The sequence below is a fragment of the Kitasatospora sp. HUAS MG31 genome, assembly GCF_040571325.1.
GTDB classification, from domain to species: Bacteria; Actinomycetota; Actinomycetes; order Streptomycetales; family Streptomycetaceae; genus Kitasatospora; species Kitasatospora camelliae.
On the sequence record NZ_CP159872.1, the window covers coordinates 4,963,231 to 4,985,708 of the forward strand.

Annotated in this window: 16 protein-coding genes and 1 pseudogene; 16 read left to right on the forward strand and 1 reads right to left on the reverse strand. The window is 74.1% G+C overall.

Features of this window, described 5'->3' with window-relative positions:
• Window positions 1–57: 57 nt before the first annotated feature.
• Both ABWK59_RS22420 and ABWK59_RS22425 read left to right on the forward strand, forming a co-directional pair.
• Entirely contained in the window at window positions 58–837 is a 780-nt protein-coding gene (locus ABWK59_RS22420) for a ferritin-like domain-containing protein (protein ID WP_354645063.1), read from the forward strand.
• Window positions 838–901: 64 nt separating this feature from the next.
• Window positions 902–1,561: a trimeric intracellular cation channel family protein gene (locus ABWK59_RS22425; protein WP_354642404.1), complete on the forward strand. Its 660-nt coding sequence runs from the start codon at window positions 902–904 to the stop codon at window positions 1,559–1,561.
• On the opposite strand, the gene ABWK59_RS22430 is transcribed toward ABWK59_RS22425, so the two are convergent.
• Window positions 1,497–2,318: an IclR family transcriptional regulator gene (locus ABWK59_RS22430; protein ID WP_354642405.1), complete on the reverse strand. Its 822-nt coding sequence runs from the start codon at window positions 2,316–2,318 to the stop codon at window positions 1,497–1,499. The two genes, ABWK59_RS22425 and ABWK59_RS22430, sit on opposite strands and share 65 nt — an antisense overlap.
• A gap of 130 nt (window positions 2,319–2,448) precedes the next feature.
• Here ABWK59_RS22430 and ABWK59_RS22435 point away from each other — a divergent pair, with 130 nt between their 5' ends.
• The 14 genes and pseudogenes from ABWK59_RS22435 to ABWK59_RS22500 all read left to right on the forward strand — a co-directional run bounded on the left by ABWK59_RS22435 (window position 2,449) and on the right by ABWK59_RS22500 (window position 22,257).
• Window positions 2,449–3,630, forward strand: coding sequence for a cysteine desulfurase family protein (locus tag ABWK59_RS22435; RefSeq protein WP_354642406.1), 1,182 nt, complete (start codon window positions 2,449–2,451; stop codon window positions 3,628–3,630).
• 191 nt (window positions 3,631–3,821) lie between these two features.
• Window positions 3,822–4,961, forward strand: a complete 1,140-nt coding sequence (mnmA, locus tag ABWK59_RS22440; RefSeq protein WP_354642407.1) for a tRNA 2-thiouridine(34) synthase MnmA — start codon at window positions 3,822–3,824, stop codon at window positions 4,959–4,961.
• Between the two features lie 118 nt (window positions 4,962–5,079).
• Complete coding sequence (locus ABWK59_RS22445; RefSeq protein WP_354642408.1) at window positions 5,080–5,610, forward strand: TIGR00730 family Rossman fold protein; 531 nt, start codon at window positions 5,080–5,082, stop codon at window positions 5,608–5,610.
• A 17-nt stretch (window positions 5,611–5,627) separates the two neighbouring features.
• On the forward strand, window positions 5,628–6,317 hold the full coding sequence (locus tag ABWK59_RS22450; RefSeq protein ID WP_354642409.1) for an SDR family oxidoreductase: 690 nt from the start codon (window positions 5,628–5,630) through the stop codon (window positions 6,315–6,317).
• A 105-nt stretch (window positions 6,318–6,422) separates the two neighbouring features.
• Window positions 6,423–7,451, forward strand: a complete 1,029-nt coding sequence (locus ABWK59_RS22455) for a methionine synthase (RefSeq protein ID WP_354642410.1) — start codon at window positions 6,423–6,425, stop codon at window positions 7,449–7,451.
• 18 nt (window positions 7,452–7,469) lie between these two features.
• Entirely contained in the window at window positions 7,470–9,752 is a 2,283-nt protein-coding gene (ligA, locus tag ABWK59_RS22460; protein WP_354642411.1) for an NAD-dependent DNA ligase LigA, read from the forward strand.
• A 365-nt stretch (window positions 9,753–10,117) separates the two neighbouring features.
• Window positions 10,118–11,671 (forward strand): annotated as a pseudogene (locus tag ABWK59_RS22465) (putative bifunctional diguanylate cyclase/phosphodiesterase); the annotation flags it as partial.
• Window positions 11,672–11,866: 195 nt separating this feature from the next.
• Window positions 11,867–12,163 carry an Asp-tRNA(Asn)/Glu-tRNA(Gln) amidotransferase subunit GatC gene (gene gatC, locus ABWK59_RS22470; protein ID WP_354642412.1) on the forward strand — a complete coding sequence of 99 codons (297 nt, stop codon included), beginning with the start codon at window positions 11,867–11,869 and terminating at the stop codon, window positions 12,161–12,163.
• Window positions 12,164–12,166: 3 nt separating this feature from the next.
• Window positions 12,167–13,660, forward strand: a complete 1,494-nt coding sequence (gatA, locus tag ABWK59_RS22475; RefSeq protein ID WP_354642413.1) for an Asp-tRNA(Asn)/Glu-tRNA(Gln) amidotransferase subunit GatA — start codon at window positions 12,167–12,169, stop codon at window positions 13,658–13,660.
• A complete protein-coding gene (locus ABWK59_RS22480) occupies window positions 13,657–13,896 on the forward strand; it encodes a hypothetical protein (RefSeq protein ID WP_354642414.1) in 240 nt (79 codons plus the stop codon). The genes gatA and ABWK59_RS22480 overlap by 4 nt, the downstream gene beginning before the upstream one ends.
• 33 nt (window positions 13,897–13,929) lie before the next feature.
• Entirely contained in the window at window positions 13,930–15,432 is a 1,503-nt protein-coding gene (gene gatB / locus ABWK59_RS22485) for an Asp-tRNA(Asn)/Glu-tRNA(Gln) amidotransferase subunit GatB (protein ID WP_354642415.1), read from the forward strand.
• 197 nt (window positions 15,433–15,629) lie between these two features.
• Window positions 15,630–15,809 carry a hypothetical protein gene (locus ABWK59_RS22490; protein WP_354642416.1) on the forward strand — a complete coding sequence of 60 codons (180 nt, stop codon included), beginning with the start codon at window positions 15,630–15,632 and terminating at the stop codon, window positions 15,807–15,809.
• 212 nt (window positions 15,810–16,021) lie between these two features.
• Window positions 16,022–19,081, forward strand: coding sequence for a helix-turn-helix transcriptional regulator (locus ABWK59_RS22495; RefSeq protein WP_354642417.1), 3,060 nt, complete (start codon window positions 16,022–16,024; stop codon window positions 19,079–19,081).
• Between the two features lie 236 nt (window positions 19,082–19,317).
• Entirely contained in the window at window positions 19,318–22,257 is a 2,940-nt protein-coding gene (locus ABWK59_RS22500; protein WP_420492829.1) for a putative bifunctional diguanylate cyclase/phosphodiesterase, read from the forward strand.
• The last annotated feature ends 221 nt before the right edge of the window (window positions 22,258–22,478 follow it).

Consider the following 22,478-nt stretch of genomic DNA (forward strand, 5'->3'; position numbering starts at 1 on the left):
GCGGCTGCGTTCACTGACGGTGTTCCGATCCGTCCCACGGCTGGGGAGATGGTCCAGGTGCTCTCGGCGCGCAGTCTGTTCCAGGAGATCCACGACAACGACGAGGCCTTCCGGCTGTTCTGCTCGATCGCGGCCAAGGGCGAGGACCAGGGCGGTTGGGAGAACGGCCGGATCTCCCGGCTCGTCCCCGACCCGGTCCTCGCCCCCAAGGTGGCCCGGCACGGCGCCGACGAGGACAAGCACGGGCGGATCTTCAACGCGCTGATGCACAAGCGCGGCCTGGACCCGGTGACCGTCCCGGACGACACCGACTACACGATGATGCTGGAGCGCCAGGGCATCGGCCTGGCCCACGCCCGGCTCCGCCGCGAGGAGCAGCTCACCGAGCAGGACGTGATCACGTACCTGGCGCACAGCCGGGTCACCGAGCAGCGGGCCGCCGAGCAGATGCAGCTGCTGAAGGGGATCTTCGGCGACCACCCGGTGCTGGGCCGGGCGGTCAGGATGATCTCCAACGACGAGGACAACCACCTGGCGTTCTGCCACGAGGAGCTGCTCCGGCTGGCCGCCCTCGGCCACGGCCGCGCCATCCTGAACACCCTCCAGCTGACCGCCCGGGCCGAGATCCGCACCTACCGGGACGTCAGCCTGGCGGTGATGGCGCACATGGGCGAGATCCTGCGCTGGCCCAGGGCGAAGTCGGCGGTGCTGGCGGCCGGTATCCACGCGGTGTACCTCTACGAGCGGCTCGGCGGCTGGCGCCGGATGACCACGCTGCGGATGCCGGAGCGGCTGAACGCGCTCGGCGGGCCGGCCCCGACCGAGACCTTCGCCTGAGGGTGCCTACGATTCATAGCCATGCCGGTTCGACGACCTGTTCCTCGCAGGAGAAAATGGGTCGGTGACCTCGCAAATCTTCCCGCCCGGGGTTCAGCAGGCGCTGGACCTCATCGGCATCTTCGTCTTCGCCCTCTCCGGTGGCCTGCTCGCCGTCCGCAAGAACATGGACATCTTCGGCATCTGCGTGCTGGCCGAGGCGACCGCGCTGGGCGGCGGAGTCCTGCGGGACCTGGTGATCGGGGCCACCCCGGTGGCGGCGTTCAGCAACCTCGGGTACTTCAGCACCCCGCTGGTCGCCGGACTGGTCGTGTTCTTCCTGCACCCGGAGGTCGAGCGGATCAACCGCGCGGTGCAGACCCTGGACGCCGCCGGCCTCGGGCTGTTCTGCGTCACCGGCACCATCAAGGCCCACGACTACGGACTCGGCTCGGTCTCCTCGGTGGCCCTCGGCATGCTCACCGCGGCCGGCGGCGGCGTGGTCCGCGACCTGCTGGCCATGGAACCGCCCTCGCTGCTCCGCTGGGACCGGGAGATCTACGCCGTGCCCGCCCTGGTCGGCGCCACCGTGGTCGCGGTGCTGATCGCCACCGACCACCTGACCCCGCTCACCGCCACCGCGGCCGCGCTCACCGCCTTCGTGATCCGGATCCTCGCCCTCAGGTACGGCTGGCGCGCACCTCGTGCTTGGCACCGCAACGGTTCTCGCACCAGCGAGGAGTAGGGGAGCCGCCGTACGCCAGCGAGATGGCCTCCACCGTGCACAGCAGCTCCGGCAGCAGCCGGCTCAATTCGGCCACCGAGGCCGCCCAGGGCGGCGCGGAGATCGAGCAGGCGGCGATGGCGGCGCCCTCCGAGCCCGCGATCGGGGCGGCGATGCAGTTCACCGTGGACAGGTACTCCGCCTGGTCCACCGCCCAGCCGCGCCGCCGCACCTCCGCCAGCTCGGCCAGGAACTCCTCGGCCGTCCGGATCGCCCGCGGGGTGTGCGCGGGGAAGTCCTGGGCGGCGACGAACGCCGCCAGCCGGTCCTCGGGCAGGGAGGCCAGCAGCACCTTGCCCGCCGCGGTGGCCGCCGCCGGGGCGCGCCGCCCGATCCGGGCCGCCGAACCGGGGCGGCCGGCCGGCCGGTCCGGGTAGCGGCTCTCCACCCGGTCCAGGTAGAGCACCTCGCCGTCCTCCAGCACCGACAGGTGCACGCTGTGCCCGTACCGCTCGTTCAGGGAGGCCAGGTACGGCGCGGCGACCTGGCGGACGTCGATGCCGTCCAGCGCCTGCTGGGCGAGCGACAGGAGCCGGCCGCCGAGCCGGTAGCGGTGGTCGGACTGGCGGGTCACGAAGCCGTGTTCCTGCAGCGTGCGCAGCAGCCGCAGCGCCGTGGACTTGTGCACCCCGATGGTGGCCGCCGCCTGCTCCAGGGAGGCCGGGCCGTCGCCCAGCGAGGCCAGGATCGTCAACGCCCGGTCGACCGTCTGCGACACCGCGACCGCACCCCCTCCGCGCCGGCCGTGGGCCGGCCCCGCACCGGTGATGACCCAGGAGGCTAACGGTGCGTTGCAGAGCGTGCAATGGCCGAATCGTGATCCCGCCGACGCCTACACTTGGTGCGCTATGGCATACCTCGACCACGCCGCCACCACGCCGATGCTCCCCGAGGCGATCGCCGCCATGGGCGAGCACCTTGGGACGGTCGGCAACGCCTCCTCCCTGCACGCGGCCGGCCGGCGGGCCCGCCGGGTGGTCGAGGAGGCCCGCGAGTCGCTCGCCGCCTCGCTCGGCGCCCGGCCCAGCGAGATCGTGCTGACCGCCGGCGGCACCGAGTCCGACAACCTCGCCGTCAAGGGCCTCTACTGGGCCCGCCGGGACGCCGACCCGGCCCGGATCCGGGTGCTGTGCAGCCCGGTCGAGCACCACGCCGTGCTCGACGCCGTCCACTGGCTCTCCGAGCACGAGGGCGCCGCCGTCGAGTACCTGCCCGTCGACGAGCACGGCCGGGTCCACCCCGCCGACCTGCGGGCCGCCATCGAGCGCGACCCCGACTCGGTCGCCCTGGTCACCGTCATGTGGGCCAACAACGAGGTCGGCACCCTCCAGCCGGTCACCGAACTCGCCGCCGTCGCCGCCGAGTTCGGCATCCCCATGCACGCCGACGCGGTGCAGGCGCTGGGCCAGGTCCCGCTCTCCTTCGCCGACTCCGGCCTCACCGCGCTCACCGTCACCGGCCACAAGATCGGCGGCCCGTACGGGGTCGGCGCCCTGCTGCTCGCGCGGAGCGCGGCACCCGTCCCGCTGCTGCACGGCGGCGGGCAGGAGCGGGACGTCCGCTCCGGCACCCTCGACGTGCCCGGCGCCGCCGCCTTCGCGGTCGCCGCGGAGCTCGCCGTCCAGCGGCGGGAGGGGTACGCGGCCACCGTCGAGGCCCTGCGGGACGACCTCGTCGCCTCGGTCCTCGACGCCGTCCCGGACGCCGTCCTCAACGGCGACCCGGACCCGGCCGGGCGGCTGGCGGCGAACGCGCACTTCTCGTTCCCCGGGTGCGAGGGGGACGCGCTGCTGATGCTGCTGGACGCGCAGGGGATCGAGTGCTCGACCGGGTCGGCGTGTTCGGCGGGGGTGCCGCAGCCGAGTCACGTGCTGCTGGCGATGGGGGTGGACCCGCGACTGGCCCGGGCCTCCCTGCGGTTCTCGCTCGGACACACCTCCACCCGGGCCGACCTCGACGCACTGGCGGCCGCCCTGCCCGGCGCCGTCACCCGCGCCCGCAACGCCGGACTCGCCACCTCCCGCCGGTAGTTGGGGCGCCCGGTCGCGCGGGGGCCGGCGTTCGGACCGGTTCGGGGGCGGGGGTGGCCCCGGGGTCCGGTCTGGCGGGTTCGGGGTTCCCCTTCGCGCAGTTCTCCCCCAGCCTTCGGCCGGGAGGTGTCCCCACGCGCCCCTGAACGGGTTGCCGTCGGCGAGGAGTGGTTGCGTAGGCTTGGGGCATCATGACTGACTTCCCCGGTGCTCCGACCGCTCCGTCCGATGGCCGTCGACTGCGTGTGCTGGCGGCGATGTCCGGCGGGGTGGACTCCGCCGTCGCCGCCGCGCGGGCGGCGGAGGCGGGCCACGAGGTGACCGGGGTGCACCTGGCGCTGTCCTCGAACCCGCAGTCCTTCCGGACCGGCGCCCGCGGCTGCTGCACCCTGGAGGACTCCCGCGACGCCCGCCGCGCCGCCGACGTGATCGGCATCCCGTTCTACGTCTGGGACCTCGCCGAGCGGTTCCGCGAGGACGTGATCGACGACTTCGTCGCCGAGTACGCCGCCGGCCGGACCCCCAACCCGTGCCTGCGCTGCAACGAGAAGATCAAGTTCGCCGCGCTGCTGGACAAGGCCGTCGCCCTCGGCTTCGACGCCGTGTGCACCGGCCACTACGCCCGGATCGTGGACCTGCCCGACGGCACCCGCGAGCTGCACCGCGCGGTCGACGCCGCCAAGGACCAGAGCTACGTCCTCGGCGTGCTGGACGCCGAGCAGCTGGCGCACTCGCTCTTCCCGCTCGGCGACACCACCAAGGAGGCGATCCGCGCCGAGGCGGAGCAGCGGGGCCTGGCCGTCGCCAAGAAGCCGGACAGCCACGACATCTGCTTCATCGCGGACGGCGACACCCAGGGCTTCCTGGCCCGCCACCTCGGTACCGCCACCGGCGACATCCTGGACGTCGACGGCACCAAGCTCGGCGAGCACGAGGGCGCGTACGGGTTCACCATCGGCCAGCGCAAGGGCCTGCGGATCGGGCGTCCGGCCGCCGACGGCAAGCCGCGGTACGTGCTCGACATCTCCCCGGTGAACAACACGGTCACGGTCGGCCCGGCCGAGGGGCTGGACGTGCTGGGGCTGACCGCGATCAAGCCGCGCTGGTGCGGTACCCCCGCCGCCGGGGAGGGCCGGTACACCGCGCAGCTGCGGGCGCACGGCGAGGAGGTGCCGGTGACCGCCGAGCTGGTCGACGGCGAGCTGCGGGTCCGGCTGGACACCCCCGCCCGGGGCATCGCGCCCGGCCAGGCGGTGGTGCTGTACGACGGCACCCGGGTGGTCGGCTCGGCCACCATCGCGAGCACCGAGCGCCGTACCGTCACCGCCTGAGCCCGACGGCGGCCGGCCCCCGCCCATCCGGGCCGGCCCGCCGCAGCCGTCCCCGGCGGCCCCCGTCCCGGTGGCCCGGCGGAAACCGGTTTGCCGCCCGTGGTAGACCTGAAGGCCTATGAACATCACCGTCTTCTGCTCCGCCTACTCGCTGGACGCCCGCTACACCGCCCCCGCCGCCGAGTTCGCCCGGCTGCTCGGCGAGGCGGGCCACACCCTGGTCTGGGGCGGCTCGCACGCCGGACTCATGGGCCTGCTCGCCGACGGCGTCAAGGAGGCCGGCGGCCGGCTGGTCGGCATCTCCGTCGAGCTGCTCGCCCACAAGACCTACGAGGGCGCCGACGAGCTGGTCATGACCGCCGACCTGGCCGAGCGCAAGGCCCAGCTGCTGGCCCGGGCCGACGCGGTCGTGGTGCTGGTCGGCGGGCTCGGCACGCTCGACGAGGTCACCGAGGTGCTGGAGCTCAAGAAGCACGCCCTGCACGACAAGCCCGTGGTGGTCCTGGACACCGAGGGCTTCTACGCGGGCCTGCGCACCCAGCTGGAGCGGATGGACCAGGAGGGCTTCCTGCCCCGTTCGCTCGCCGAGCTGATCACCTTCGCCGCCACCCCCGCCGAGGCGTTCGCCCGGCTCGACCGCGCCAGCTGAGAGGACCTCGCAACGCCATGGGCGCACATCTGATCACCGGAGCGGGTTCCGGCATCGGCGCGGTGGTCGCCGAGCGGCTGGCCGAACGCGGCGAGGAGCTGTGGCTGCTGGCCCGCGACGCCCGCCGGGCCGCCGAGCTGCGCGAGCGGTACGCCGGCGCGCGGACCCTGGTCGGCGACCTCGCCGACCCGGCCAAGCTGTCCTGGGCGTTCGGCCACCAGCAGCTGCCGGTCGAGCTGGACTCGCTGCTGCACATCGCCGGCGTGGTCGAGCTGGGCACGGTCGGCGAGCTGCCGGTCAAGGCGTGGCAGCACCAGCTGAACGTCAACACCGTCGCCCCGGCCGAGATCACCCGGCTGCTGCTGCCCTCGCTGCGGCTGGCCAAGGGACAGGTGGTGTTCGTCAACTCCGGCGCGGGCCTGCGCGCGGACGCGATGTGGGCCGGCTACGCCGCCAGCAAGTTCGGCGTCCGGGCGCTGGCCGACGCGCTGCGGGCCGAGGAGCACGACCACGGGATCCGGGTCACCACCGTGTACCCCGGCCGGACCTCCACCCCGATGCAGCAGAAGGTGCACCAGCAGGAGGGCCGCGAGTACGACCCCGCGCGCTGGATCGACCCGGCGTCGGTGGCCACCGCGATCCTCACCGCGATCGACCTGCCGCGGGACGCCGAGATCACCGAGATCACCGTCCGCCCCGGCCGGTAGCCCCGGCCGGTGGCCCCTGCCCGGAGCCCCGGATCGGCCGTGCCCCCGGGCAGGGCCGGCCCTGGGTGGCCGCAGGGGCCCCACCGCCCCGACTAGGCTCGGGCCGTGAGCACTGAGCACCCCTTCCCCGACCTGCAGGGCGCCGCCACCGGTGTCGGCTCGCTGCCCGGCACCGACGCGCGCGAGGCCGCCCGGACCGTGGCCGGCGAGCTGGAGCGGCTCCCGTTCCTGCCCGAGCTGCCGGCCCGCGGCCCCGGCGCCGACATGATCGGACGCGGCGCCGGCCTGCTGGTGGAACTGTTCGCCCAGACCGAGCCCAGCGGCTGGCGGTTCACCGACCGCCCCGGCCGGGACACCCGGCGCGCCCACTCCTGGCTCGGCGAGGACCTGGACGCCCTGGAGGAGTTCACCCAGGACTACACGGGCCCGCTCAAGCTGCAGGCCGTCGGCCCGTGGACGCTTGCCGCCTCGATCGAGCTGAAGCACGGCGAGAAGGCGCTCGCCGACCCCGGCGCCTGCCGGGACATCGCCGAGTCCCTCACCGAGGGCCTGCGCCGCCACCTCGCCGACCTCCGCCGCCGGGTGCCCGGCGCACAGCCCGTCCTGCAGCTGGACGAGCCCTCGCTGCCGGCCGTGCTCGCCGGGTCGGTGAAGACCGCCAGCGGCTTCCAGCGGCTGCGCGCGGTCGACCGCCAGCACGCCGAGGAGGCGCTGCGCGGGGTGATCCGCGCCCTGGACGTCCCGGTGGCAGTGCACTGCTGCGCACCCGGCGTGCCCCTCCCGCTGCTGCGCCGGGCGGGCGCCGCCGCCGTCTCGCTGGACTTCTCGCTGCTGACCGAGCGTGACGACGAGGACCTCGGCGAGGCGATCGAGGGCGGGACGGCGATCCTCGCCGGCGTGGTGCCCTCCACGGACGGGGCCGCGGCTCAATCAGGGCTCGTGTCAGACCCGGCCGGTAGTGTCCATGCTGTCAGGACGTTGTGGCGCAGGCTCGGGCTGGATCCGGAGCTCCTGGGCCGCCGGGTGCTGGTGACACCGACGTGCGGGCTGGCGGGGGCTTCCCCCGGTTATGCCCGGCGGGCGCTGTCGCTGAGCGTGAAGGCGGCGCGGAGCCTGGTCGACTCGCCCGAGTGAGACGGTAGGAGGCAAGCGGTGGCGGTCGAGGGCTGGGAGGACGTACCCGCGGAGGTCCGGAGGCGGCACGTCGAGCTGGCGGCCGAGATCGAGGACCACCGCGCCCGGTACTACGAGCAGGACGCGCCGACCATCAGCGACGCCGAGTTCGACCGGCTGATGCGGGAGTTGGAGGGGATCGAGGCCGAGCACCCGGCTCTGGTCACCCCCGACTCGCCCACCCAGAAGGTCGGCGGCGCGGCCGTCGGCCTGTTCGCCGAGGTCGAGCACCGCGAGCGGCTGCTCAGCCTCGACAACGCCATGGACGAGGAGGAGTTGGCCGCCTGGGCCGAGCGGGTCGCCACCGAGCTGTCGGGCATCGACTACCACTACCTCTGCGAGCTCAAGGTGGACGGCCTCGCCGTCAACCTCACCTACGAGCGCGGCCGGTTGGTCCAGGCCGCCACCCGCGGCGACGGCCGGGTCGGCGAGGACATCACCGCCAACGTCCGCACCATCAAGGAGATCCCGCACCAGCTCCAGGGCGAGGACATCCCCGAACTGGTCGAGATCCGCGGCGAGGTGTACTTCCCGACCGAGGCCTTCGACGCCCTCAACGCCTCCTTCGCGGAGGAGAACGAGCGCCGCCGCCAGGAGAACGAGGAGCGCGCCCGGGAGGGCAAGCGGCCCCGGGCGATGATCCGGCTGTTCATGAACCCGCGGAACGCGGCCGCCGGTTCGCTGCGCCAGAAGGACCCGCTGATCACCGCCTCCCGCCCGCTGCACATGGTGGTGCACGGCATCGGCGCCCGGGTCGGTTTCGACATCGACTGCCAGTCGCACGCCTACGACCTGCTGCGCGCCTGGGGCCTGCCCACCGCCCGGCACAACCGGGTGGTCGGCACGCTGGAGGAGGTCCGCGCCTTCATCAAGCAGTACGGCGAGCAGCGGCACTCCGTCGAGCACGAGATCGACGGCGTGGTGGTCAAGGTGGACGAGATCGCCCTGCAGGGCCGGCTCGGCGCCACCTCCAAGTCCCCGCGCTGGGCGATCGCCTGGAAGTACCCGCCGGAGGAGGTCACCGCGAAGCTGGCCTCGATCAAGGTCGGCATCGGCCGCACCGGCCGGGCCACCCCGTACGCGGTGCTGGCCGAGCCGGTGAAGGTGGCCGGCTCGATGGTCCAGTACGCGACGCTGCACAACCAGCAGGTGGTCAAGGCCAAGGGCGTGCTGCTCGGCGACACCGTGGTGCTGCGCAAGGCCGGCGACGTCATCCCGGAGATCCTCGGCCCGGTGGAGGATCTGCGGGACGGCACCGAGCGGGAGTTCGTGATGCCGACGCACTGCCACGAGTGCGGCACCGAGCTGCGGCCGATGTCCGAGGGCGACATCGACCTGCGCTGCCCCAACGCCCAGTACTGCCCGGCCCAGGTGCGCGAGCGGATCGCGTACCTCGGCGGCCGCGAGTCGCTGGACGTCGAGGGCCTCGGCTACGTCGCGGCCACCGCGCTCACCCAGCCGCTGGAGCCCGCCGAGGCCCCGGTGAAGAACGAGGGGGACATCTTCGGCCTGACCGAGGAGCAGCTGCTGCCGATCAAGGTGCTGGTCCGCGACCAGAAGACCGGCATGCCGAAGCTGGACGACCGGACGGGCAAGGAGAAAGAGGTCCCCTTCTTCGCCACCACCAAGGGCGAGCCCAAGAAGTCCCTGGCCCTGCTCCTGGAGAACCTGGACAAGGCCAAGGACCGCCCGCTCTGGCGGTACGTCAACGGCCTGTCGATCCGCCACGTCGGCCCGGTCGCCGCCCAGGCGCTGGCCCGCGAGTTCCGCGACCTGGACCGGATCTTCGCCGCCAGCGAGGAGGAGCTGGCCGCCGCCGAGGGCGTCGGGCCGACCATCGCCAAGGCGATCAAGGAGTGGTACGCCGAGGAGTGGCACCGCGAGATCCTGGAGAAGTGGCGGGCCGCCGGGGTGCGGTTCACCGAGGCCGGGGCCGAGGAGGAGGGCGAGCGCCCGCTGGAGGGCCTGACCGTGGTGGTCACCGGCACCCTCGCCGGCCACACCCGGGACGGCGCCAAGGAGGCGCTCACCTCGCGTGGGGCCAAGGTCACCGGCTCGGTGTCCAAGAAGACCCACTTCGTGGTGGTCGGCGACAACCCCGGCTCCAAGTACGACAAGGCCGTCCAGCTCGGGGTGCCGGTGCTGGACGACGCGGGCTTCGCCGTGCTGCTCGACCGGGGCGCCGACGCCGCCCGGGCCCACCTCGGCCTCGCCCCGGCGGGGGAGGCGGGGGCGCCCGAGGAGGCCGGCCCCGCGGCCTGACGCCGCCCCGTCCCACGACCGCGTCGCCCGGACCTCCGGCACGACGGGCGGGCCATTGTGCCACCGTGTCCCGCCCGGTACCGGGCGACGCGCTCAGGGATGTCCGAAAGTCCACCCTCCCGGCCGACACCGGCATACCCTTAGCGCAACGAACTGTCAGCAGGGGTGTGTGGCGGCCGTCCTGACGTGAAGTCATCCGGCCGTCCCGCGGGGACACCCGACACCTGACGTCCACCGGCACCGGCGACGGTGCCTCACCGTAAGGCGGCCTGACCGGGGCGGGCCCGACGGAGGACAGGCTTATGGATCGTACGACCGGCGGCGCGCCCACACGCCCGCCGCAGGGGGTGGCGGGTGCGGTCCTGCTGCTCGGCGTGCTGCTGGCCGGCGCCGCGCCGCTCATCCCGCTCGCCGTCCTGGTCTACCGCCACGAGCCCGAACTGCTCCCGCTGTTCGCGGTTCCGCTGGCGGTACTCGTCGCGGCCTGGCGGATCGCCCGGGACCGCGCCAGGGACCAGCTCACCGACCCGCTCACGGACCTGCCCAACCGGCAGGCCCTGCTGATCGCCGCCCAGGAGGCGATCGCCGGGCACGAGGGCCGCGCCGACCACGGGGTCGGCCTGGTGCTGCTGGACCTCGACCGTTTCCGGTCGCTCAACGACGCCCTCGGACACACCGCCGGCGACCGGCTGCTGGTGCACATCGCCCGCCGGCTGCACCGCGCCCTCCGCCCGGGCCACGGCCAGCCGCACCACGCGGGACCGGTGGACGTGCAGGCGGTGCTCCCGCCCGCCGCCCGCGGCGCGCTGCGCCCGGTGGTGGCCCGGATGGGCGGCGACGAGTTCGCCGTCCTGCTCCCCGGGGTCACCAGCACCGACACCCTGGAGCGGGTGGCCAAGGCGCTGATCACCGAACTGGCCGCGCCGATCCGGCTGGACGGGCTGCTGCTCGTCCTGGAGGCCAGCGCCGGCGTCTGCGTCTACCCGACCCATGCGCAGGATGCCGAATCGTTGCTGCGCCGCGCCGACGTGGCGATGGGCCACGCCCAGCGCAGCCGCAGCGGGGTCGAGCGGTACGACGAGGAGCGGGACGTCGACACCCCGTACCGGATCGGCCTGCTCGGCGACCTGCGGCGGGCGCTGGAGCTGGGGGAGGTGCAGCTGCACTACCAGCCGAAGGTGGCCTTCGACGGGCGGGTGGTCGGCCTGGAGGCGCTGCTGCGCTGGGAGCGGCCGGTGCACGGGCGGGTCCCCCCGGACGAGTTCATCGGGCTCGCCGAGTCCAGCGGCCTGATGCCCCGGCTGACCGACTACGTCCTGGAGTCCGCGGTCGGCCAGCTGGCCGTCTGGCGGTCGCAGGGGCTGCTGGTGCCGGTGGCGGTCAACGTCTCGCCCCGGGACGTGCTCAGCCCCGGTTTCGCCGGCCGGGTGGCCGGCCACCTCAAGCGGCACCAGGTGCCGGCCGACGCCCTCCAGCTGGAGATCACCGAGCGGCTGCTGCTGGACGACTCGCGGCGGGCCGCCGACACCCTGGCGGAGCTGCGGCGGTACGGCGTGCGGATGTCGCTGGACGACTTCGGCACCGGGCACTCCTCGCTGGTCCGGCTGCGCAGCCTGCCGGTCGGGGAGCTGAAGATCGACCGCTCCTTCGTCTCGCGGATGGTGGCGGACGACCACGACGCCGCGGTGGTGCGCTGCTCGGTGGAGCTGGCGCACTCGCTGGGCCTGACCGTGGTGGCCGAGGGGGTCGAGGACGACGAGACCTGGGAGCGGCTGCAGGACCTCGGGGTGGACGCGGTGCAGGGGTGGCTGGTCTCGGCCGCGCTCCCGGCGGACCAGGCGACCGCCTGGATGATGGTCCACCGCACCCCGGCGCCCCCGGTCGAGGCCCTGGCGCCGCCGGCGCTGCCCAAGCAGTGAGGCGAGCGGCCCGGCCCCCGGGGACGGGAGCCGGGCGGGGCGGGAGACGCTGACGGAGGGTGCCTTCCGCCGCGCGCAGTTCCCCGCGCCCCTAATTGACTCGCCGCATGCCCATAGGATGGGGCCTTGGACCAAGGACGCGTGCGCCCCCGGGCGGTGCGTCCGATCAGAACTCTCACCCCTGAGGATCGCCGCATGCCTGGCATCACGCGCGAGGAGGTCGCCCACCTCGCTCGGCTGTCGCGTCTCGAGTTGCAGGACGAAGAGCTGGACCACTTCGCCGAGCAGCTCGACGTGATCATCGGCGCGGTCGCCCGCGTTTCCGAGGTCGCCGGACAGGACGTCCCGCCGACCTCCCACCCGCTGCCGCTGACCAACGTCATGCGCGCGGACGAGGTGCGGCCGTCGCTGACCCCGGAGCAGGCGCTGTCCGGCGCCCCCGCCAGCGAGGAGCAGCGTTTCCGTGTGCCCCAGATCCTCGGGGAGGACTGACCGATGACCGAGCTGATCAAGTACACCGCCGCCGCGACGGCGGCCGCGATCGCCCAGGGCGAGGTCTCCGCCGTCGAGGTCGCCCAGGCCCACCTGGACCGCATCAACGCGGTGGACAAGAAGGTCAACGCCTTCCTGCACGTGGACACCGAGGGCGCGCTCGCCGCGGCCCGCGCGGTGGACGCCAAGCGCGCCAAGGGCGAGGAGCTCGGCCCGCTGGCCGGCGTCCCGCTGGCGCTGAAGGACGTCTTCACCACCAAGGGCGTCCCGACCACCTGCGGCTCGAAGATCCTCGAAGGCTGGATCCCGCCGTACGACGCCACGCTGACGGCCCGTCTGAAGGACGCGGGCGTGGTCATCCTCGGCAAGACCAACATGGACGAGTTCGCGATGGGCTCCTCCACCGAGAACTCGGCCTACGGCCCGACCGGCAACCCGTGGGACCTGACCCGGATCCCCGGCGGATCCGGCGGCGGCTCCGCGGCCGCGCTGGCCGCGTACGAGGCCCCGCTGGCCATCGGCACCGACACCGGCGGCTCGATCCGCCAGCCCGGCGCGGTCACCGGCACGGTCGGCGTGAAGCCGACCTACGGCGCGGTCTCCCGCTACGGCCTGGTGGCGTTCTCCTCCTCGCTGGACCAGGGCGGCCCCTGCGCCCGGACCGTGCTGGACGCGGCCCTGCTGCACGAGGCCATCGCCGGCCACGACCCGCTGGACTCCACCTCCATCGACGCGCCGGTGCCCGCCGTGGTCGAGGCCGCGAAGATGCGTGACATCCGCGGCATGCGGATCGGCGTGGTGAAGGAGTTCGCCGGCGAGGGCTACCAGGCCGGCGTGATGCAGCGCTTCAACGAGAGCGTGGAGCTGCTGCGCGAGCTGGGCGCCGAGGTCGTCGAGGTCTCCTGCCCGTCGTTCACCCTGGCGCTGCCGGCGTACTACCTGATCGCGCCGAGCGAGTGCTCCTCCAACCTGGCCCGCTTCGACGCGATGCGCTACGGCCTGCGGGTCGGCGACGACGGCGGCCGGTCCGCCGAGCAGGTCACCGCGCTCACCCGCGAGGCCGGCTTCGGCCCCGAGGTCAAGCGCCGCATCATGCTGGGCACCTACGCCCTCTCCTCGGGCTACTACGACGCCTACTACGGCTCGGCGCAGAAGGTCCGCACCCTGATCTCGCGCGACTTCGACGCCGCCTTCGCGGGCGTGGACGTGCTGGTCTCGCCGACCACGCCGACCACCGCCTTCCCGATCGGCGAGCGCGCCGACGACCCGATGGCCATGTACCTGGCCGACCTGTGCACCATCCCGTCGAACCTGGCGGGCAACGCGGCCATGTCGCTGCCGTGCGGCCTGGCCCCGGAGGACAATCTCCCGGTCGGCCTGCAGATCATCGCTCCCGCGATGGCGGACGACCGCCTGTACCGCGTGGGCGGCGCCGTCGAGGCCGCTCTCAACGACAAGTGGGGACACCCCCTGCTGGAGGAGGCACCGGCACTGTGAGCAGGATCGAGAAGGCCAAGGGCTTCAAGCACAGCAAGCCCGGTCTGTGGCTGTCCATCGGTACCAGCGCGTTCGGGGCGATCTCCATCGTCAAGGACGTCAAGAAGGCCCGTACCGAGAACGACACGCTGAAGCTGGTCAACGCCCTCGTCGGCGCCGCCGCCCTGATCACCGGCACCGCACTCCTCGTCCGCGAGCTCAGGCAGCTCGGCGACGACGACGTGCTGCTCGGCTGACGGACCTCTGAGAGAAGAAGTGAAGGAAACGCTGTGAGCGTCATCAGTCTGGTCTCGTACGAGGACGCGCTGGCCTCGTACGACCCGGTGATGGGCCTGGAGGTCCACGTCGAGCTGGGTACCAGGACCAAGATGTTCTGCGGGTGCTCCACGGAGCTCGGTGCCGAGCCCAACACCCAGACCTGTCCCACCTGCCTCGGCCTGCCCGGCTCGCTGCCCGTGGTCAACGCCACCGGCGTCGAGTCGGCGATCAAGATCGGCCTAGCGCTGAACTGCGAGATCGCCGAGTGGTGCCGGTTCGCCCGGAAGAACTACTTCTACCCGGACATGCCGAAGAACTTCCAGACCTCGCAGTACGACGAGCCGATCGCCTTCAACGGCTACCTCGACGTGCAGCTGGAGGACGGCGAGGTCTTCCGGGTGGAGATCGAGCGCGCCCACATGGAGGAGGACACCGGCAAGTCCACCCACGTCGGCGGCGCGACCGGCCGCATCCACGGCGCCGAGTACTCGCTGCTCGACTACAACCGGGCCGGCATCCCGCTGATCGAGATCGTCACCAAGCCCATCGTCGGCGCGGGCGACCGCGCCCCCGAGGTGGCCAAGGCGTACGTCACCGAGCTGCGCGAGCTGATCCGGGCGCTGGGCGTCTCCGAGGCCCGGATGGACAAGGGCCAGATGCGCTGCGACGTCAACCTGTCGCTGCGCCCGCACGGCCGGGAGAAGTTCGGCACCCGTTCGGAGACCAAGAACGTCAACTCGCTGCGCTCGGTCGAGCGGGCGGTCCGCTTCGAGGTCCAGCGTCACGCCACCGTGCTGACCGACGGCGGGACGATCGTCCAGGAGACCCGTCACTTCCACGAGGAGAACGGCTCCACCACCTCGGGCCGGGTCAAGGAGGAGGCGGAGGACTACCGCTACTTCCCCGAGCCCGACCTGGTGCCGATGGCCCCCTCTCGGGAGTGGGTCGAGGAGCTGCGGGCCGGCCTGCCCGAGCTGCCCCGGGTCCGCCGGGCCCGGCTGCAGACCGAGTGGGACCTGTCCGACAAGGACATGCAGTCGGTGCTCAACGCCGGTGCGGTGGAGCCGATCTCGGAGACCATCGCCGCCGGCGCCCCGGCCGACCAGGCCCGCAAGTGGTGGATGGGCGAGCTGGCCCGCCGCGCCAACGAGACCGGCACCGACCTCACCGAGCAGCCCATCACCCCGGCCCAGGTGGCCCGGGTCTGCGCGCTGGTCGCCGAGGGCAAGCTCAACGACAAGCTGGCCCGCCAGGTGATCGAGGGCGTGCTGGCCGGCGAGGGCGAGCCGGACGAGGTCGTGGCCAAGCGGGGCCTGGCGGTCGTCTCCGACGACTCCGCGCTCGGCACCGCGGTCGACGAGGCCATCGCCGGCAACCCGGACATCGCCCAGAAGATCCGCGACGGCAAGGTCCAGGCCGTGGGCGCGCTGGTCGGCGCGGTCATGAAGGCCACCCGAGGCCAGGCCGACGCCGCCCGGGTGAAGGACCTGATCCTGGAGCGCCTCGGCGCGTAAGGCCCCGCCTAAGGCTCCTTAGCCGCCCGTCCGCCGCCCCACCCCGCCCGCCGGGGTGGGGCGGCGGCGTTCCCGGCCCCATCCGGGCCCTCCTAAGGCACCCGGGGCCGCCGAAGATCCGGCATGCTGCCGATGCGGCACCCCCTCCTGGGAGCGGAACCTCGGTACCAGGACGAGAAAAGGCAAGGGGCACCGCGATGATCGAGTACGAGCTCTTCAAGCAGCGTCAGCGGGAACTCCAGCAGCAGGCCCACCTGGACCGGCTGGCCCGCGAGGCCCGGGCGGAGATCGAGCCGCACTTCGGCCCGTTCCGCCGGCTGGCCCGGGGCCTGCGCCACACCGCGCCGCTGAAGGCGGCCGGTCCGGCGGGCTACTGATGGCCACCGAACCGCACCCCGCAGGGGAGACCGCCACGGCGGCCTCCCCTTCCGGCCGTCCGGGCCCGGGCGCCCTCGGCCGTCCGGGCCACGGCGGCTCCGGCACCCCGGGCCACGGCGTTCCCGACCGCCCGGATCCCGGTGCCGCGGGCCGTCCGGACCTTGGGACGGCGTCTCGGTTCGTGTCCGATCCGTGTGGCATGCTCGCCAGTGTGGAGCAGACGTCGGTGAGCCCCGTGTTCGTCGGCCGCGGTCGCGAGACCGCGCTGCTGAAGGCTGCGCTGGCCCGCGCCGGCGCTGGCGAGCCGCAGACCGTGCTGGTCGGCGGCGAGGCCGGCATCGGCAAGACCCGGCTGGTCGACGAGTTCCTCCGGGAGGCCGACCGGCAGGGCGCCGTCAGCGCCGTCGGCGGCTGCCTGGAGATCGGCGCCGAGGGCCTGCCGTACGGCCCGCTCGCCACCGCGCTGCGCCGCCTGCACCGCGCGCTCGGGCCCGAGCTGGAGCGCGCCGCGGACGGCCTGGAGCACCACCTGGCCCGGCTGCTCCCCGAGTTCGGCCAGGCCGACACCGAACCCAACGACGAGTTCGGCCGCGCCCGGCTGTTCGACCACACCGCCCGGCTCTTCGAGCGGCTCGGCGTCGAGCACACCCTGGTCCTGGTGGTGGAGGACCTGCACTGGTCCGACCGCTCCACCCGCGAGGTGCTCTCCTACCTGATCCGTACCCTGCACGGCTCCCGGGTGATGATCGTCGCCACCTACCGCAGCGACGAGCTGCACCGCCGCCACCCGCTGCGACCGTACCTCGCCGAACTGGACCGGCTGCGCACCGTCCGGCAGGTGGAGCTGGAGCGGCTCGGCCGGGCCGAGGTCGCCGCCCAACTGACCGGCATCCTGGGCGAACCGCCCGACCGCGGCCAGGTGGACCGGATCCACCGCCGCGCCGAGGGCAACCCGTTCTTCGTCGAGGAACTCGCCACCGCCCAGCGCGAGGGCTGCATCGTCGGCATCCCGGACACCCTGCGCGACATCCTGCTGGTCCGGGTGGAGACGCTGCCCGAGGACACCCAGCGGATCCTGCGGCTGGCCGCCGAGGGCGGCACCTGCGTGGAGCACGACCTGCTCGCCGCCGTGCTCGACGACGGCGCCGGAGCGCTCCGCGAGGACGGCCTGATCGAGGCGCTGCGCACCGCCGTCGGGGCCGGCATCCTCAGGCCCGACCAGGACGGCGACGGCTACTGCTTCCGGCACGCGCTGGTCCGCGAGGCGGTCTCCGACGACCTGCTGCCGGGGGAGCGGCACCGGATCAACCGCCGGTTCGCCACCGTCCTGGAGGCCACCCCCGACCTGGTCCGCAGCGAGGCCAGCGCCGCCCGGCTGGCCAACTACTGGTACCACGCCCACGACCCGGCCCGGGCCCTGCCCACCGCCCTGGACGCCGCCCGCCTCGCCCGCCATCGCAACGCCTTCGCCGAGCAACTGCGCATGCTGGAACGGGCCCTGGAACTCTGGGACCAGGTCCCCGAGGAGGTCCAGGCCGGCACCCTGCGCCCCTACGACTGGGCCGAGACCTACCCGGCCTGCGGCTGCGAGGGCGCGGTCCACGACACCTCCTGCGCCGAACTCCAGCTGGTGGACGTGCTGGCCGAGGCCGTGGTCGCGGCCCGCCGCAGCGGCGACTGGGAACGCGCCCTCGGCCTGGTCAAGCGCGCCCTCACCCTGGTCGACGAGGAGCGCGACCCGCTGCGCGCGGCCTGGTTCCGGGTGCAGATGGCCAAGACCTGCGGCTACCTCAACCGCCCCGGAGGAGGCGAGATCGAGTACGCCTACCGCCTGGTCGCCGACCTCGGCCCGACCGCCGTCCAGGCCGAGGTGCTGGCCATGGAGGCCGCCCAGGGCATGCTCGCCTACCCCGGCCGCGAGCACATCGCCGTGGCCGAGCGGGCCGCCGCCATCGCCCGCGAGGTCGGCGCCGAGGCGGTCGAGCAGCACGCCCGGATCACCCTGGCCGTCCTGTACGGCGAGTTCGGCGACCCCGACCGCGCGGTCGAGGTGCTCACCGACGCCATCGAGCGGACCCGCGCCCTCGGCTCCGCCGACGTCCTGTGCCGCGGCCTCAACAACCTCGGCTGCCTGCTCCAGCGGTTCGGCCGTTCCGAGGAGGCCGCCCGGCGCTGCCGCGAGGGCCTGCGGGTGGCCACCAGCACCGGCCTGCTCGGCACCATCGGCGCCTGCCTGAGCGGCAACCTGGTCGAGGCGCTGATCTCGGTCGGCCGGACCGCCGAGGCCGTCGAGGCGCTGGAGGACTGGGACAACGGCCCCTCGCTCGACGCCTACCCCGAGCTGCTCGACCGGCTGCGCGCCGAAATCCTCTACCTGGAAGGCGACTTCGACCGGGCCAAGGAGTACAACGACCGGGCCCGGGCCGCCGACATCGCCCGGCAGCCGCAGAACGTCCTGCCGGCCGCCGCGCTCGCCGTCCGGATCGCCGCCCGCCAGGGCCGCCCGCTGGCCGCCCGGGCCGAGCTGCTCGCCCTGCTGGACACCGAACTCACCGCCGGGTTCGAGGCCCAGCTGCTCCCGCTGCTGGTCCACGCGGCCGGCGCGGAGGCCGACACCCGCGGGCTGCCCGCCGCCGACCTCGGCCGCCCGGTGGTGCTGCGCAGGATCGCCCAGGCCGCCGCCCGGCTCGACCCCGTCCTTGCGCTGCACCGCGGCTGGGCCCGGCTGCTGGACGGCGAACTCGCCCGCGCCGAGGGCGCCGACGCCTCGGCGCACTGGGCCGCCGCCCTCGACCTGCTCCGCCCGCTCGACCTGCCCGAACCGCTCGCCCTGGCCCTGCTGCGGTCCGCCGAGGGCGCGGTGGCGGCCGGGCGGCGCGAGGAGGCCGCCGGGCTGCTGCGGGAGGCCCGCGAGCAGGCGGTCCGGCACGGGGACCGGGCCCGGATCCGCGAGGCCGACCACCTCGCCGAACGGGCCGGGCTGCCGCTCGGCCCCGGCATCCCGCAGCGGGCCGCCGCCCGCCCGACCGCCTCGCCGGACGGCTTCGGGCTCACCCCGCGGGAGCGGGACGTGCTGCGGCTGCTGGCCCTGGGTCGGACCAACCGGCAGATCGCCGACGAGCTCTTCATCTCCCCGAAGACCGCCAGCGTCCACGTCTCCAACATCCTGGCCAAGCTGGAGGTCGGCGGCCGCGGCGAGGCGGCGGCCCTGGCGCACCGGCTGCGGCTGTTCCCCGAGGAGGAGTTGGCCACCGCCTCCCCGCGCTCCTGAACCCGCGCGACCCCGCGGCGCGCCACCCCGCGACACCCTCCGCCCCCGGCTCGCGACCAGCTCGCGCCGGGGGCGCGCGCCCCCGCCGAACGGGCGATCCGGCCCCGGCGCCGCCCCATGCCACCTGCGGGCCGTTACTCTAGGTTGAGACTGCGTCTCAGTGCGTGACGAAAGTGGTGTAGGGTCCCCGGGGAGGGAACACCGGTACGGCCCTTGGCCGGAGGGGGAGATGTCGATTGGACTCCACCGATGCGGTGCTTCCTGTCCAGGCCCGTTCGCGGCGCGCGCTGGTCCGTCTGACCGCCACCGCCAGCCTCCCCGGATCCCTCCTCGTCCTGCTCTGCCTCGGGTACACGGGCGGCGCCGCCCTCGGCTGGGGGTCACGTGAAGTCGCCCTGTTCATGGGTGACTTCGGCCTCGCCGGGGCGGCCCTGGCGGCGGCCCTGTCCTGCCTGGTGCACGGCTTCGCGGTCGGCGGCCCGGTCCGCGGAGCCTGGCTGCTGTTCGGTCTCTCCTCCGCCATGGTCGCCCTGGGCAACGGCACCTGGGGCTGGTACGAGGTGGTGCTCCGCGCCCCCGTCCCGCAGGACTCCGTCGCCGACTTCGCCTTCCTGCTGTTCGCCCCGCTCGCGATCACCGGCTTGGCCGTGCTCGCCCAGCGCCCGCGCAAGGTGGCCGGCTGGCTCTGCCTGGTGCTGGACGGCTGGCTGGTGGCCGGCTCGCTGTTCACCCTCAGCTGGAGCCTGGCCCTCGGCCGGGTCGCCGCCGGCGAGGGCTCCGACCCGGTCAAGCTGGCCCTCGGCCTCGCCTACCCGGTCCTGGACATCCTCCTGGTCAGCCTGGTGGTCGGGCTGCGCTTCCGCAGCCGGGACGGCAACCGGGCGGCCGTGCACACCGCGATGGTGGGCCTGGCCGTCACCGTGGTCTGCGACGCCCTGTTCACCTCCCCGGAGTTCCGCAGCGGCTACCACTCCGGCGAGCTGCTGGACGCCGGCTGGTTCGCCGGCAGCGTCCTGCTGGCCTGGGCGCCCTGGTCGCACGGGCGCAGTCCCAGCCTCGACCACCCCTCGGCCGGCGGCCTGCCGCGCCGCCGGGTGGCCTCCACCTTCAGCGCCCTCACCCCGTACGTGGCCGCCGCCGTCTGCACCGCGGGCATCCTCTACAACGCCCTCGGCGGGCACTTCCTGGACCGCGTGGTGCTGGCCGCGGCCGCCACCGTGGGCCTGGCGCTGATCGTCCGGCAGGGCGTGATGCTGCTCGACAACCTGTCGCTGGCCCAGGAGTTGGCCCACAAGGAGGCGCACTTCCGGTCCCTGGTCCAGGGCTCCAGCGACGTCATCATGATCGCCGGCGCCACCGGGGTGCTCAGCTACGTCAGCCCGGCGGCGCTCGGCGTCTACAGCCGCGACCCGGAGGAGCTGGTCGGCGGCAACCTGCTCAACCTGGTCCACCCCGAGGACGTGGACCGGGTGCTCGCCGAGGTCCGCCGGATCGTGGCCCGCCGCCGCGTCCCCGCCCGGCGGGACGCCGAGCCCTCCGCCCGGGTCGAGTGCCGGATCCGCTCCGGCGGCGGCGAGTGGCTGCACGTGGAGTCCACCGTCAACCGGTACCGCGACGGCCTCATCCTCAACAGCCGTGACGTCAGCGAACGGGTGCGCCTGCAGGCCCAGTTGCAGCACAACGCGTTCCACGACCCGCTCACCGACCTGCCCAACCGGGCGCTGTTCGCCCAGCGGGTCAGGGACGCCCTCGCCGACCCGGCCGACGGCCAGGTCGCCGTGCTCTTCCTCGACCTGGACGGCTTCAAGGCGGTCAACGACAGCGTCGGCCACCAGGTCGGCGACGAGCTGCTGGTGCAGGCCGCCCGCCGGCTGCGCGGCGCCGTCCGCGCCGGGGACACCGTCGCCCGGTTCGGCGGCGACGAGTTCGCCGCCCTGGTCTCCGGCCGGCTCGGGCGCACCCAGGTCCAGGAGCTGGCCGAGCGGGTGCGCTGCGCGCTCTCCGAGCCGTACTGGATCGGCGGCGCCGAGCTGGGCGTGGCCGCCTCCATCGGCATCGCCTTCGGTCCGCGCGGCTCCGCGCCCGACCTCGACGCGGCCGCCGCCGGCGACGAGCTGATGCGCAACGCCGATCTGGCGATGTACCGGGCCAAGTCCGAGGGCAAGGGCCGGGTGGTGCTCTACAGCCCGGCCATGCGAGCCGAGCTGGACCGCCGCACCGAGCTGGAGGAGCGGCTGCGCTCGGCCGTCCGCGAGGGCGGCTTCACCCTGCTCCACCAGCCGGTGGTCGACCTCGCCACCGGCCAGGTGGTGGCCGTCGAGGCCCAGGCCCGCTGGCGCTCCGCCCAGGGGCTGCTGCTCACCCCCGCCGAGTTCCTGCGGACCGCCGAGCAGGGCGACGCCGCCACCCGGTTCGCCCGCTGGATGGTCCTGGAGGCGGTGGCCGCCGCCGCCCGCCGCGGCGCCGGGGGGCTCCCGCCCGTCCCGGTCACCGTCCGGCTCGCCGCCGCCCGGCTGTGCGCCCCCGGCATGTACGAGACCGTGGCGGCCGCCCTGCGCGACAGCGGCCTGCCCGCCGGCCAGCTCACCGTGGAGCTGGCCCGCACCGGGCCGGACCACACCGCCGACGAGCTCGGCCGCCGGATGGCCGCGCTGCGCCGGCTCGGGGTGTCCACCGCGGTGGCCGGCTTCGGCGCCGGCGGCGGCTCGCTGGGCGCGCTCGCCCGGCTCCCGTTCGACTCGCTCAAGCTCGACCGCAGCCTGGTCCAGGACCTGGCCGACTCCGCCCTCACCCGGGCCCTGGCCGGGCACGCCCTGCGGCTCGGCCGGGACCTGGGCGTGGTCACCGTCGCCGAGGGCGCCGACCACCCCCGGCAGGTCGCCGCCCTCCAGGAGCTCGGCTGCCGCCGCGCCCAGGGCCTGGCCTTCGCCCAGCCGCTGGACGAGACCCGGCTGCGCCGCGCCCTGCTCCGCCGCGGGTACCCACTACCCCGGCCGCTGGGGCCGCTCGCGACCCGCCGGCAGCACCTGGCACCGGACCCCCGATCGGGTGGCCGGAGCGAGGCCGCGGCGGGCCGCCCGGGGCACCACCACGCCCCGCTCGACCTGCCGCAACGCCACACCGTGGGCGGTCCGGCAGGGGGCCCGCATGGTGAGACGTCGGTCCCACCAGCTTGACACCCCCCACTGCGTGGGAGGAAGGTCGGTGCCATGCGCACCCGAATTCTCGTACTTGGCGGGCGCGTCGGCTGAGCGGACCGCAGCGTTCCGCTCGGGAAAGACCGACGCGCCACCCCTCGCATGCCCTGGGCACGAGGGGTTTTTTGTTGCACGAAAGCCGTTCCACCACCGCTATACCCCTGGCCTCTAGGATCCTTCCCCTCCCTCTTTGGGGTGGT

Coding starts and splice junctions, on each gene's coding strand:
- ABWK59_RS22435 (WP_354642406.1), top strand. CDS start 2,449: ATGGCATACCTCGACCACGCCGCCACCACGCCGATGCTCCCCGAGGCG.
- mnmA (WP_354642407.1), top strand. CDS start 3,822: ATGACTGACTTCCCCGGTGCTCCGACCGCTCCGTCCGATGGCCGTCGA.
- ABWK59_RS22445 (WP_354642408.1), top strand. CDS start 5,080: ATGAACATCACCGTCTTCTGCTCCGCCTACTCGCTGGACGCCCGCTAC.
- ABWK59_RS22450 (WP_354642409.1), top strand. CDS start 5,628: ATGGGCGCACATCTGATCACCGGAGCGGGTTCCGGCATCGGCGCGGTG.
- gatC (WP_354642412.1), top strand. CDS start 11,867: ATGCCTGGCATCACGCGCGAGGAGGTCGCCCACCTCGCTCGGCTGTCG.
- gatA (WP_354642413.1), top strand. CDS start 12,167: ATGACCGAGCTGATCAAGTACACCGCCGCCGCGACGGCGGCCGCGATC.
- ABWK59_RS22490 (WP_354642416.1), top strand. CDS start 15,630: ATGATCGAGTACGAGCTCTTCAAGCAGCGTCAGCGGGAACTCCAGCAG.